The sequence below is a fragment of the Salinicola sp. JS01 genome, assembly GCF_030284585.1.
Classification (GTDB): Bacteria; Pseudomonadota; Gammaproteobacteria; order Pseudomonadales; family Halomonadaceae; genus Salinicola.
In genome coordinates this window covers 3,167,370-3,180,367 of record NZ_CP127244.1, presented here as the reverse complement: position 1 = coordinate 3,180,367, position 12,998 = coordinate 3,167,370, and the positions used below count along the sequence as shown (strand labels likewise).

The following is a 12,998-nucleotide window of genomic DNA, read 5'->3' as shown; positions in this document are numbered from 1 at the left end:
GGGACGGTCAGGCGGAAAGAAAGCTCAGGTCTTCGTCGGCGCGGGCAGTGAGCACCTCGACGCCGGTGTCGGTGACCAGCAGGGTATGCTCCCACTGCGCCGACAGGCTCTTGTCCTTGGTCACCGCGGTCCAGCCGTCGCGCAGTACCTTGGTGCGATAGCCGCCGGCGTTGATCATTGGCTCGATGGTCAGGCACATGCCGGAGGCGAGCTCGGCGTCGGCCTCGGGCGCGTAGCCGTCATAGTGCAGCACCTGGGGCTCCTCGTGGAAGCCGGCGCCGATACCGTGGCCGCAGAAATCGCGCACCACCGAGTAGCCGAAGCCTTCGGCGTGGGACTGGATCACCCGGGCGAGGGTGGAGAGGCGCACGCCCGGGCGTACCTCGGCGATGGCCTTGTAGAGGCACTCCTGGGTCACCCGGCAGAGGCGTTCGCCCTGGATCGTCTCGCCGACCACGAACATCACACTGCTGTCGCCGTGATAGCCGTCGGCGGTCTTCACGGTGATGTCGATGTTCATGATGTCGCCGTGCTTGAGCTTCTTGTCGAAGTCGGGGATGCCGTGGCAGACGACGTGGTTGAGAGAGGTGCAGATCGACTTGGGAAAGCCGTGGTAGTTGAGCGGCGCCGGGGTCGAGCCGAGCTCCTTGACGATGAAGTCGTGGCACAGACGGTCGAGCTCGCCGGTGGAGACGCCGGCGACGACGTGGGGGGTGATCATGTCGAACACGGCGGCGGCCTGGCGGCCGGCTTCGCGCATTTTTTCGATTTCGTCGGGTGTCTTGCGTGGAATGTTCATGCGCTCTCGCAGCGGAGTTCGGTGGGTGTCGCAGGCCGTGGTGAGCCGTGGTGAAGAGACGACAGAAACGGCGTCGAGGCGTTGGCTTCGACGACCGGCGACTTCATCTTGCGTGGGTTCTATGGTATAAAGCCGCGCGCTCGACTGCAATTCCCGTCCCGACGCGGCGCGAGACAGTAACGTCTCATGCCTGCACGAGGATGGATGCGGTCGACGCAACAGCGGCGGTGAGTGCACTCGTCTCGAGGCGCCACCGGAAAAAACACACACGCACCGACACATGGTCCCGGGTGCCGTGACGGCAACGCCGAACGGTCGGATCCATGGGGTGTGTGGAGGCCCAACCCGATTCTTCAGGAGTCACCATGGCACAAGTCAACATGCGCGACCTGCTCAAGGCAGGTGCACACTTCGGTCACCAGACCCGTTACTGGAACCCGAAGATGGGTCAGTACATCTTCGGCGCACGTAACAAGATTCACATCATCAACCTCGAACATACCCTGCCGGCGCTGCTCGAAGCCACTGGCGTGGTCGAGAAGATGGCCGCTTCCAACAACAAGATCCTGTTCGTCGGCACCAAGCGTTCCGCCAGCAAGATCATCAAGGAAGAGGCGAATCGCGTCGGTCAGCCGTTCGTCAACCACCGCTGGCTGGGCGGCATGCTGACGAACTACAAGACCATTCGTCAGTCGATCAAGCGTCTGCGTGAACTCGAGACCATGCGTGAAGATGGCACCTTCGAGAAGCTGACCAAGAAAGAGGTCCTGATGGCGACCCGCGAGCAGGAGAAGCTCGAGCGTTCCATCGGCGGTATCAAGGAGATGGGTGGCCTGCCCGACGCGCTGTTCGTGATCGACGTCGACCACGAGCGCATCGCGATCAACGAAGCCAACAAGCTCGGCATCCCGGTCATCGGCGTGGTCGACACCAACTCCAACCCGGACGGCGTCGACTACGTCATCCCGGGTAACGACGACTCCATCCGCGCGATCCAGATCTACGTGCAGGCGATCGCCGATGCCTGCGCCAAGGCGAAGGAAGGCCGTCCGGACGAGTTCGTCGAAGTCAGCGAGACCAGCGACGCCGCGGCCGAGTAACGCCGCAGGCATCGTGTCTGCGTTGGGCGTGCTCCCGCAGGGCGGTCACCGGATCGCCGACATCAGCGCAGACAGAGGGGGCTTCGAGCCCCCTTTTTACACCCGCAGCGGTGCCCCCGCGGGCGCCGTTCGTCAGACGAAACAGCGATTTTCAGAGGGACTCACATGGCAGCTATCAGCGCTTCTCTAGTCAAGGAACTGCGTGAGCGTACCGGTCTCGGCATGATGGAGTGCAAGAAGGCACTCACCGAAGCCGATGGCGACATCGAGCGTGCGATCGAAGATCTGCGCAAGAACTCTGGCCTCAAGGCAGCCAAGAAGGCCGGTCGTACCGCCGCCGAAGGCGCCATCGTCACCCGCGTGGCCGCCGACGGCAGCTACGGCGCGATGCTCGAAGTCAACTCCGAGACCGACTTCGTCTCGCGTGACGACAACTTCAAGGGCTTCGCTGACAAGGTCATGGCCAAGGTGTTCGAGACCAAGTCCGAAGACATCGCCGCGATCATGGACGGTGAACTGGAAGACGCGCGCAACCAGCTGGTGCAGAAGATCGGCGAGAACATCTCCGTGCGCCGCGCGGTGGTCGTCGATGCGCCGGAAGGTGGCGTGGTCGGTGCCTACGTTCACGGTGACCGCATCGGCGTGCTGACCGTGCTCAAGGGCGGCAACGCCGACGTGGCCAAGGACGTCGCCATGCACGTGGCCGCGATCAACCCGGTCGTCGCGCGTCCCGAAGAGATGCCGCAGGAGCAGCTCGATCAGGAGAAGGCGATCATCCTGGCGCAGCCGGACATGGCCGGCAAGCCGAGCGAAATCGCCGAGAAGATGGTCCAGGGCCGTCTGAAGAAGTACCTGGCCGAGAACAGCCTGACCGAGCAGCCGTTCGTCAAGGACCCGAACCAGACCGTGGCCGAGTACGCCAAGAGCGCCGGCGGCGAAGTCATTGGCTTCACGCGTTTCGAGGTCGGCGAGGGCATCGAGAAGGAAGAGGTCGATTTCGCCAAGGAAGTCATGGAACAGGCTCGCCGCTGAGCCCCGTGATTTTCGACGGGAGCGGTGGTCGCCAGGCGTCCGCGACTGCTCCCAGTGATGGCGTGCGCGAAAGCGCACGCCATCGCGTATCCGCTGGATGAGAATCACGTTCCGCCAGCCGGTCCTGCCGACACGCCCCGCAATTACCAGGAGAGATCCCCCATGTCCGACGTCGTCGACCGTTCGAACAAGCCCGCCGAGAAGTCGAAGTACAAGCGCATTCTGCTCAAGCTGTCCGGTGAGGCATTGACCGGCGAGCAGGAGTTCGGCATCGATCCCAAGGTGCTCGACCGCATGGCGCTGGAGATCGGCCAGCTGGTAGGGATCGGCGTGCAGGTGGGTATCGTGATCGGCGGCGGCAACCTGTTCCGCGGCGCGGCACTGCATGCCGCCGGCATGGAGCGGGTCACCGGCGACCACATGGGCATGCTGGCGACGGTGATGAATGCGCTGGCGATGCGCGATGCGCTGGAGCGTTCCAACATCCGTTCGCGGGTGATGTCGGCGATACCCATGAGTGGCGTGGTCGAACACTACGACCGTCGCACCGCGATTCGCTATCTCACCTCCGGCGACGTGGTGATCTTCTCCGCGGGTACCGGTAACCCCTTCTTCACCACCGACTCCGCCGCCTGCCTGCGCGGTATCGAGATCGATGCCAACGTGGTGGTCAAGGCCACCAAGGTCGACGGTGTCTACGACAAGGATCCGGTCAAGCACCCCGACGCCGTCAAGTACGAGCGCCTGGGGTATGATGACGTCCTCGACCAGAAGCTCGGGGTGATGGATTTGACCGCCATCTGTCTGGTACGTGACCATGACATGCCGGTGCGCGTGTTCGACATGACCAAGCCCGGCGCGCTGTTGAATCTGGTGGTCGGTGGGCGAGAAGGCACGCTGATTGATTGAGGTTTAGGACATGATCGACGACATCAAGAAAGACGCCGAAGGGCGTATGAAGAAGAGCCTGGAGTCGCTCCAGACCAACTTCCACAAGATTCGTACCGGCCGCGCCCACCCCAGCATTCTGGATGCGGTGATGGTCGAGTACTACGGCAGCGACGTGCCGCTCAACCAGGTCGCCAACGTCAACGTCGAGGACGCGCGCACGCTCGCCGTCACGCCGTGGGAGCGGACCATGGTGCAGAAGATCGAGAAGGCCATCATGACCTCCGATCTGGGCTTGAATCCGTCCACCGCGGGCACCGTCATCCGCGTGCCGATGCCGCCGCTGACCGAAGAGACGCGTCGCAACTACATCAAGCAGGCCCGCGCCGAGGCCGAGAACGCCCGCGTGGCGGTACGCAACGTGCGCCGCGACGCCAACAGCGACCTCAAGTCCCTGCTCAAGGACAAGGAGATCACCGAGGACGACGAGCGTCGCGGTGAAGAAGAGGTCCAGAAGCTGACCGACAAGTACGTCAGCGAGATCGACAAGCTTCTGGAATCCAAGGAACACGACCTGATGCAGGTGTGAGGTTCGACGGCGGCACGGGCATGAAGCGCGTGCCGCCGTCGCCCATCCGGCTTGCGAGATATCATGACAGACATGCAGTCGCGTGACGCCCTGGCGATGTCGTCGGTGCCTCGCCATGTGGCGATCATCATGGACGGCAACAATCGCTGGGCGCGCGCCCGGGGGCTCTCCAGCGCGCAGGGACATCGCGCTGGGGTCGAGTCGTTGCGCAGCGTGATCCGCCGGGCGGCGGAACTCGGCGTCGGCACCCTCACCCTGTTCGCCTTCTCCAGCGAGAACTGGCGCCGGCCGTCGGCCGAAGTCAGTGCCTTGATGGAGCTTTTCATGCTCGTGCTCAAGCGCGAGGTCAAGAAACTCGACGACAACGGCATCCGGCTGTCGATCATCGGCGACCGTCGGCGCTTCTCCAGTTCGCTGCAGAAACAGATGGCGCGCGCCGAGGCGCAGACCCGTGACAATCCGGGGCTGCATCTGGTGGTGGCGGCCAACTACGGCGGCCGCTGGGACATCGCCCAGGCTTCGCGCCGGCTGGCCCGGCGGGTGGCCGACGGCGAACTGGCTCCGGAAGAGATCGACGAGGCGCTGCTCGATAGCGAGATCTGCCTGGCCGGCGAGCCGGCGGTGGATCTGTGTATCCGCACCAGCGGCGAGCAGCGTATCTCCAACTTCCTGCTGTGGCAGCTGGCCTACGCCGAACTGGTGTTTTCGCCGCAGCTATGGCCCGATTTCGACGCCGCCGCGTTCGATGCCGCGCTGGAAGATTTCCAGCAACGGCAGCGCCGGTTCGGCATGAGTCAACAGCAAGTCGAGGCGCATGGTGCTTAGGCAACGGATTCTGACCGCACTGGTACTGGCGCCGCTGGCGCTGGCCGGCCTGTTCGGGCTCGACGGCGGCGCCTTTGCGCTGTTCACCGCCCTGGTGCTGCTGCTCGGCGCCTGGGAGTGGGCGCGTCTGGCCGGCTTCGCTGCCACCGCGCCGCGTCTGGCCTATACCGCGGCGCTGGGTGTGGCGCTGCTGGTGGCGTGGTTCGCCGGCTGGGCGTCCGCCCACTGGCCGCTATGGCTGGGCGTGCTCGGCTGGCTGGCCAATGCCCGCTGGGTCATTCGCTACCCGGATGCCACTCACGAGTGGCAGCGCCCCGGCGTGCGCCTGGCCATGGGCGTATGGGTGCTGTTTCCGTGCTGGGTCGGTTTCTATCAGCTGCGCCAGGAGGGCAGCGAGTGGCTGCTGTTCGTGCTGCTGCTGGTGTGGCTGGCGGACATCGGTGCCTACTTCTCCGGGCGCCGCTTCGGCCGGCGCAAGCTGGCCCGGCATGTCAGCCCCGGCAAATCCTGGGAAGGTGTCTACGGCGGCTGGGTGGCGGTGGCGCTGCTGGCGCTGGCCTACGCGCTGTGGCTGCCGTTCGATCTGGGGCAGGCCCTGGGGCTTTTGCTGCTGGCACTGCTGGTGGCAATGGTCTCTGTGGTGGGCGATCTGTTCGAGAGCATGCTCAAGCGCTTCAGTGGCCTCAAGGACTCCAGCCATCTGCTCCCCGGGCATGGCGGCATTCTCGATCGCATCGACAGCCTGACCGCGGCGGTGCCGCTGTTCGCGCTGATCAGCCCCTGGCTGGGATAACCCCGCATGAGTGCATCTCCTCCCCTCAAGGTCAGCGTGCTCGGCGCGACCGGCTCCATCGGACGCAGCACTCTCGATGTGCTGGCGCGTCATCCCGAGCGCTATCGGCTGCATGCGGTGACCGCCCAGCGCTCGCGCCAGGCGCTGCTCGAGCTGTGCCTGACGTGGTCGCCGGCACGGGCGGTGATCGGCAGTGCCGAAGATGCCGCCTGGCTGCGCGCCGAGCTGGGCGCCGCCGGCCATGTCGCCACTGAAGTGAGCAGCGGTGAGCAGGCGCTGGTCGAGGTCGCCGGTGATCCCGACGCCGATGTGGTGATGGCGGCGATCGTCGGTGCCGCCGGGCTTTTGCCTACGCTCGCGGCGGTGGAGGCGGGCAAGCGCGTGCTGCTCGCCAACAAGGAGGCGCTGGTGATGTCCGGCAGCCTGTTCATGCAGGCGGTCGCGCGCGCCGGGGCGACACTTTTGCCGATCGATTCGGAACATAATGCGATCTATCAGTGTCTTCCTATGCAGCATCGCGGCGGGCTCGAGCGTCTCGGCGTCTCGCGCCTGCTGCTGACCGCCTCCGGCGGCCCGTTCCGTGAATGGGCCAGCGCCGACCTGGACAGGGTGACGCCGGCCCAGGCCTGCGCGCACCCCAACTGGTCGATGGGGCAGAAGATTTCGGTCGACAGCGCCACCCTGATGAACAAGGGTCTGGAGCTGATCGAGGCGTGCTGGCTGTTCGATGCCAGCCCGGCCCAGGTCGAGGTGGTGGTCCACCCCCAGAGCATCGTCCACTCGATGGTGGGCTACAGCGATGGTTCGGTGCTGGCGCAGTTGGGCAACCCCGACATGCGCACGCCGATCGCCTACGGCCTGGCCTGGCCCGAGCGTATCGATGCCGGTGTCGCGGCGCTCGACCTGTTCGCGGTCGGGCGGCTCGATTTCGAGCCGCCCGACGAGCAGCGCTTCCCTTGCCTGCGCCTGGCGCGCCAGGCGATGGTGGCCGGCGGCACCGCGCCGGCGGTGCTCAACGCTGCCAACGAGATCGCGGTGCAGGCGTTTCTGGCCGGCCGGCTGTCGTTCCCGGGCATCGCCCGGGTGGTGGCAGCGACCCTCGAGGCGCTCGAGGTGCGCGCAGCCGATTCGCTCGACGTGATAATGTGCGAGGATGCACGCGCCCGGCGTACCGCCGAATCGCTGCTGCCACAATGATCCGGCTGGCCGGATCCTGCTATAGGGGACGGGCGTGATGGATGCGCTCCAGAATGTGCTGGCCGTCATCGTCGTGCTCGGCCTGTTGATCACTTTTCACGAGTTCGGCCACTTCTGGGTCGCGCGCCGCTGCGGGGTCAAGGTGCTGCGCTTCTCGGTCGGCTTCGGCAAGCCGCTGTGGTCGCGCCGGGACCGTCACGGCACCGAGTTCGCGCTGGCCGCGATACCGCTCGGCGGCTACGTCAAGATGCTCGACGAGCGCGAGGGGCCGGTGGACCCGGCCGAGCGTGAGCACGCCTTCAATCGCAAGAGCGTGTGGGCGCGCATCGCCATCGTCGCTGCCGGCCCGATCGCCAATCTGCTGCTGGCGGTGGTCGCTTACTGGGCGCTGTTCGTCTATGGCACCACCACGGTGGCGCCGGTGGTGGGTGCGGTGGTGCCGGGGTCGCCGGCGGCCGAGGGCGGGCTGCGTCAGGGGCAGGAGATCGTTAGCGTGCAGGGCGAGCCGACGCCCTCCTGGAACGACGTCAATCTGCAGCTGATCGCGGCGATCGGCGCCGACGGCGCGCTGAGCGTGACCACCCGCGAGCGCGCCGACGGCCCGACCACCGACCACCGCGTGCCGGTCAGCGGCTGGCTGGTGCGCCAGGACCCGCCGCAGCCGCTGGCCACGCTCGGCGTGGTGCCGTTCCGGCCGACGGCGCCGGCGGTGCTGGGGCAGGTGCTCGAGGGCGGCCCGGCGGCCAAGGCCGGGCTCCAGCCCGGTGACCGCCTGCTGCGCGTCGACGGGCGTGAGCTCGACGACTGGGCAGGCTTCGTCGAGGCGGTGCGCGCGCATCCCGGCCAGCCGCTTGAGGTGACCCTGTCGCGGGACGGCGAGACGCGCACGCAGACCCTGACGCCGGACGTCCGCGAGGCGGACGACGGTGCGCGTATCGGCTATGTCGGCGCGGCGTCCGAGCGGGTCGAGTGGCCGGCACAGTATCGCCGCGAGATTCGTTATGGACCGCTGGCTGCGGTTGGTCAGGCGCTCGACAAGACCGGCGAGATGACCTGGCTCACCGCCGATTCGATTCGCAAGATGGTGGTGGGCTGGATTTCGCCCTCCAACCTTTCCGGGCCGATCACCATCGCGCGGATCGCGGGGGACTCGGCGCGCAGTGGAGTCGAGACCTTCATCGGCTTTCTCGCCTACCTGTCGATCAGCCTGGGGGTGCTCAACCTGCTGCCGATTCCGGTACTCGACGGCGGGCATCTGGTCTACTACCTGATCGAGCTGGTGCGCGGGCGGCCGGTATCGGAGAATGCCCAGGCCATGGGGCTCAAGATCGGCGTGGCGCTGGTCGGCTGTCTGATGGTGATGGCGCTCTATTTCGATCTGATGCGGCTCTAGGCTCTGTACGAAAACTGCCTGCGCTCGGCAATACGGCGTTAAAAATCGGCTTAAGATGCTCATTTACACCGCGTAAACTCCGCTCTTTCGCCGATTTTTGCCTTGTCTTGCCGCCGCTCGCCGACTTTCAGTACGGATCCTCGGCACTGACCGAAAAGGACTGCGCCCGCCGAGGGATGGCGACGGACGACGAAAGGAAGACCTCGGTGATCGACGGGCCTGGCCTTGTCAGTCACTGAGGGAAATGTATAAGGTGCCTGTTCGATACGCGGGCGGACCCCAGAGAAGCGACTGATTGCATGAAACTCAAGACCATCGGATTGGCAGGACTGTTGCTGGCCAGCTCGCCTGTGGCGCTGGCTGCACCTTTCGAGATTTCGGATATTCGCGTGGAGGGGCTGCAGCGCGTTTCGGCGGCATCGGTCTTCAACGCCTTTCCCGTCAGCGCCGACCAGCGGGTCGACGATCAGCAACTGGGCGACGCCGCGCAGAAACTGTTCCAGACCGGGCTCTTCGACGACATCCGCCTCTCGCGCGACGGCGACGTCCTGATCATCAACGTGGTCGAGCGTCCCTCGATCGCCGAGATCAACATCGAGGGCAACTCGCAGATCTCCGACGACGACCTGCGCAAGGGGCTGCGTGACGCCGGCATCGCCGAGGGGCAGGTGCTGCAGCGCTCCACTCTCGAGGAGATGCAGCGCGAGCTCGAGCGCCTCTATCAGTCCCAGGGCCGCTACAGCTCCAACATCGAGACCTCGGTCGAGCAGCTCGAACGCAACCGCGTGCGCGTCAACATCGACATCAACGAGGGCGAGGTCGCCAAGATTCGCCAGATCAACGTGGTCGGCAATCAGGCCTACGACGACGATACCCTGCGCGATCTGTTCAAGCTGGAGGACAAGCCCGGCTGGTTCTTCGGCTGGTTCTCCGACGACAAGTACTCCCGCGAGGCGCTCTCGGGCGACCTGGAGACGCTGCGCTCGTGGTATCTCGACCGCGGCTACGTCAATTTCCGCATCACCTCGACCCAGGTCTCGATCAGCCCCGACAAGTCGCGCATCTTCGTCACCATCAACGTCGACGAGGGCAAGCGCTACAAGCTCGACCAGATCCGTTTCGACGGCGATCTCAAGATGGACGAGTCGGTGGCGCGCTCGCTGGTGACCGCCAAGCCCGGCGAGTATTTCTCCCAGAGCAAGCTCACCGCCTCCTCCGAGGCGCTGCGCCAGAAGCTCGGCGCCGAGGGCTTCGCCTTCGCCGATATCAAGGCGGTGCCCACGGTGCACGACGGCAGCGATACCGTCGACGTGACCTTCCGCGTCGACCCGGGTCGCCGGGCCTACGTGCGCCGGATCAACTTCGAAGGCAACACCACCACCCAGGACGAGGTGCTGCGCCGCGAGATGGTGCAGATGGAGGGCGCGCCGGCCTCCACCGACCAGATTTCGCAGTCGCGTCAGCGGCTCGAACGGCTCGGCTTCTTCAAGCAGGTCGACGTCGACACGCGCCCGGTGGCCGGCGAGCCGGACCAGCTCGATGTCACCTATAACGTCCAGGAGCAGCCCTCCGGCTCGATCTCGGCCAGCGTCGGCTTCTCCCAGAGCGCCGGGGTGATCTACGGTGCGGCGCTGGCCCAGAACAACTTCCTGGGTACCGGCAACCGCGTCAATATCGGTGCCCAGCGCAGTGATACCTTCACCAACGTCAACTTCGGCTACACCGATCCGTACTGGACGCTGGACGGTATCTCGCGTGGTTACAACGTCTTCTACCGCGAGACCAACTACGAAGACTCCGACATCTCGACGTATTCCACCGACTCCTACGGCGGCAACATCAACTTCGGCTATCCGATCAACGATCTGTCGCGGTTGAACTTCGGCGTCGGCCTCGAGAATCTGTCGATCGACACCTACGACGACACGCCTGCCGAGATCGTGCAGTACGTCGATGACCAGGGTGAGGACTTCCTCAACTACAAGCTCACTGCTAGCTGGACCCGCAACAATCTCAACCGCGGCATCATGCCCACCGCGGGCAGCTATCAGCGCGTCTCGCTGGAGACCGCGGTACCCGGCTCCGATGCCGAGTACTACAAGCTGCGCTATCGCGGCCAGAAGCTGTTCGAGCTCAACCCGGACTGGTCGCTCAAGTTCAGCAGCAACCTGGGCTACGCCGATACCCTGGGCTCCAACGACCCCTATCCGTTCTACGAGAACTTCTACGCCGGCGGTCTGGGCTCGGTACGCGGTTACACCGGCAATACGCTGGGGCCGAAGACCACCAAGCGTAACAACGGTGACGACGACACCCTGGGCGGCAACGTGCTGGTCGAAGGGTCGGCGGAGCTGATCTACCCGTTCCCGTGGGTCGAGGATCGCCGTTCGCTGCAGACCAGTATCTTCCTGGACGGTGGTAATACCTTCCTGACTGACTGCTACGATGTGCCCGAGGGCATGACCTCGAGCTGCAAGAGCGGTGTCGATCTGGGCGATCTGCGCTACAGCGTCGGTCTGGGGCTCTCCTGGCTGACCCCGGTGGGGCCGCTGACCTTCAGCGTGGCCAAGCCGCTCAACGAGAAGGATGGCGACGACCCGCAGGTGTTCCAGTTCTCGCTGGGTCAGACCTTCTGACGGGAGGCTTGCGCCGATCGTCGCCCCCGGTGGCGCCTCTCAGCGGGCGCACCGGGGGCAGGGCGACTCCCGCGAAGCGCCACGGCGGTGACTGCCGGGGTGAGATTCACCAAGCTCCATTCACCAAGCTCTACTCATCAAGCTCCATTCATCGAGAGCGTATGCTCAAGGAGGCGCGGATGCGCAAGGTAATAGGTGCCCTCGGGCTAGGACTCATGACGCTGGTTTCCCTGCCGGCGATGGCCACCGACGTTGGCGTGCTCGACTGGCGTCAGGCGCTGATGTCCTCGCAGTCGGCGCAGGCGTCGATGAACCAGCTGAAGAACCGCATCGGGCCGCAGCAAAAGCAGGCCGAGGCGCTCGGTCAGCAGCTGCAGCAGCTGCAGGAGAAACTGCAGAAGAACGGCGACGTGATGTCCGAGTCCGAGCGCAACGCGGTGACCCAGCAGCTGCGCCAGAAGGGCGGCCAGTTCCAGCAGCTGCGCGGCCAGATCGCCCAGGCTCAGCAGCAGGCCGAACAGCAGTATCTGAAGGGTGCCAAGCCCAAGCTCGACCAGGCGATCCAGCGTGTGGTCAAGCAGCGTGGGCTCGACATGGTCGTGGATCGCGACGCGGTGGTCTACTCCGGCGACAGCCTGGACATCACCAACGAAGTGACCAAGATCTTCAACTCACTCAACTGACGATCGAGAACGGCCCCCGTTCATGAAGAGTGCTGCCCCCGCTTCCTACACGCTCGGCGAACTCGCCGAGCGCATCGATGCTCGCCTGGTCGGTGATCCCGACCTCCGCGTCAGCGGCCTGGCGACCCTGACCGATGCCGGTCCGGGCGATCTGGCCTTTCTCGCCAATCGTGCCTATCTCAAGTATCTGGCCGATACCCGCGCCAGCGCGGTGCTGGTGCACCCGGCCCACGGCGAGACCTGCCCGTGCCCGCGGCTGGAGCTCGACAACCCCTATCTGGGCTACGCGCGACTGTCGCGGCTGTTCGATCCGCTGGACAACCGCGACTCGCAGGGTGTCCATCCCAGTGCGGTGGTCTCCCCCGATGCGGTGATCGGAGCGCGGGTCGAGATCGGCGCGCACTGCGTGATCGAGGCCGGAGTCGAGATCGCCGACGACTGCGTGATCGGTGCCGGCAGCTTCATCGGCGCCGACACCACCCTGGGGCAGGGCTCGCGCCTGCACGCCAACGTCACGCTCTATCACGGCGTCAGCGTGGGCCAGCGGGCGATTCTCCACAGCGGCTGCGTGATCGGCGGCGATGGTTTCGGCTTCGCCCATGACGGCGCCTCCTGGGAGAAGATCGCTCAGCTCGGCGGCGTGCGTCTGGGTGACGATGTCGAAGTGGGCAGCTGTTCGAGCATCGACCGCGGTGCGCTGGGTGACACCCTGATCGGCAACGGGGTCAAGATCGACTCCCAGGTGCAGATCGCCCACAACGTGCAGATCGGCGACCACAGCGCCCTGGCCGGCTGTGTCGGCATCGCCGGTTCGACCAAGGTCGGCCGTCACTGCCTGCTCGGCGGCGGGGTTGGGCTCTCGGGCCATCTCACCCTGGCCGACGGGGTCCAGGTGACTGGCATGAGTCTGGTCACCAATTCGATTCTCGAGCCGGGCGTCTACTCCTCCGGCACGGGCTCGATGTCGAATAGTCAGTGGCGCAAGAACGCGGTACGCTTCAAGCAGTTGGACGAGATCGCCAAGCGTCTGACGCGACTCGAGCGTGGCCGACGCGATGCGTGA

General features: G+C 65.4%; 12 protein-coding genes. 11 read left to right on the top strand and 1 reads right to left on the bottom strand.

What is annotated here, in order from left to right:
- Positions 1-7: 7 nt before the first annotated feature.
- The gene (gene map / locus QO259_RS14490; RefSeq protein ID WP_285950484.1) at positions 8-799 is read right to left on the bottom strand and encodes a type I methionyl aminopeptidase; all 792 of its coding nucleotides are present in this window, start codon (positions 797-799) and stop codon (positions 8-10) included.
- A gap of 365 nt (positions 800-1,164) precedes the next feature.
- Here map and rpsB point away from each other — a divergent pair, with 365 nt between their 5' ends.
- The 11 genes from rpsB (at position 1,165) to lpxD (ending at position 12,998) form a co-directional block, all read left to right on the top strand.
- On the top strand, positions 1,165-1,899 hold the full coding sequence (gene rpsB / locus QO259_RS14485; RefSeq protein ID WP_035472496.1) for a 30S ribosomal protein S2: 735 nt from the start codon (positions 1,165-1,167) through the stop codon (positions 1,897-1,899).
- Between the two features lie 165 nt (positions 1,900-2,064).
- The gene (gene tsf / locus QO259_RS14480) at positions 2,065-2,931 is read left to right on the top strand and encodes a translation elongation factor Ts (protein ID WP_285950483.1); all 867 of its coding nucleotides are present in this window, start codon (positions 2,065-2,067) and stop codon (positions 2,929-2,931) included.
- 162 nt (positions 2,932-3,093) lie between these two features.
- A complete protein-coding gene (gene pyrH / locus QO259_RS14475) occupies positions 3,094-3,840 on the top strand; it encodes a UMP kinase (protein WP_035472500.1) in 747 nt (248 codons plus the stop codon).
- A 10-nt stretch (positions 3,841-3,850) separates the two neighbouring features.
- Positions 3,851-4,408: a ribosome recycling factor gene (gene frr / locus QO259_RS14470; RefSeq protein ID WP_207033167.1), complete on the top strand. Its 558-nt coding sequence runs from the start codon at positions 3,851-3,853 to the stop codon at positions 4,406-4,408.
- Positions 4,409-4,471: 63 nt separating this feature from the next.
- Positions 4,472-5,233, top strand: coding sequence for a polyprenyl diphosphate synthase (gene uppS / locus QO259_RS14465; protein ID WP_207033166.1), 762 nt, complete (start codon positions 4,472-4,474; stop codon positions 5,231-5,233).
- The gene (locus tag QO259_RS14460; RefSeq protein ID WP_285952783.1) at positions 5,226-6,026 is read left to right on the top strand and encodes a phosphatidate cytidylyltransferase; all 801 of its coding nucleotides are present in this window, start codon (positions 5,226-5,228) and stop codon (positions 6,024-6,026) included. The genes uppS and QO259_RS14460 overlap by 8 nt, the downstream gene beginning before the upstream one ends.
- Positions 6,027-6,032: 6 nt before the next feature.
- Complete coding sequence (gene ispC, locus QO259_RS14455) at positions 6,033-7,223, top strand: 1-deoxy-D-xylulose-5-phosphate reductoisomerase (RefSeq protein ID WP_285950482.1); 1,191 nt, start codon at positions 6,033-6,035, stop codon at positions 7,221-7,223.
- Between the two features lie 37 nt (positions 7,224-7,260).
- Positions 7,261-8,616 carry a sigma E protease regulator RseP gene (rseP, locus tag QO259_RS14450; RefSeq protein ID WP_285950481.1) on the top strand — a complete coding sequence of 452 codons (1,356 nt, stop codon included), beginning with the start codon at positions 7,261-7,263 and terminating at the stop codon, positions 8,614-8,616.
- Positions 8,617-8,915: 299 nt separating this feature from the next.
- Complete coding sequence (bamA, locus tag QO259_RS14445; RefSeq protein WP_285950480.1) at positions 8,916-11,252, top strand: outer membrane protein assembly factor BamA; 2,337 nt, start codon at positions 8,916-8,918, stop codon at positions 11,250-11,252.
- A 179-nt stretch (positions 11,253-11,431) separates the two neighbouring features.
- Positions 11,432-11,935 (top strand): OmpH/Skp family outer membrane protein, encoded by a 504-nt coding sequence (locus QO259_RS14440; protein WP_035472565.1) that lies wholly within the window; start codon positions 11,432-11,434, stop codon positions 11,933-11,935.
- A gap of 22 nt (positions 11,936-11,957) precedes the next feature.
- Positions 11,958-12,998, top strand: a complete 1,041-nt coding sequence (gene lpxD / locus QO259_RS14435) for a UDP-3-O-(3-hydroxymyristoyl)glucosamine N-acyltransferase (RefSeq protein ID WP_207033160.1) — start codon at positions 11,958-11,960, stop codon at positions 12,996-12,998.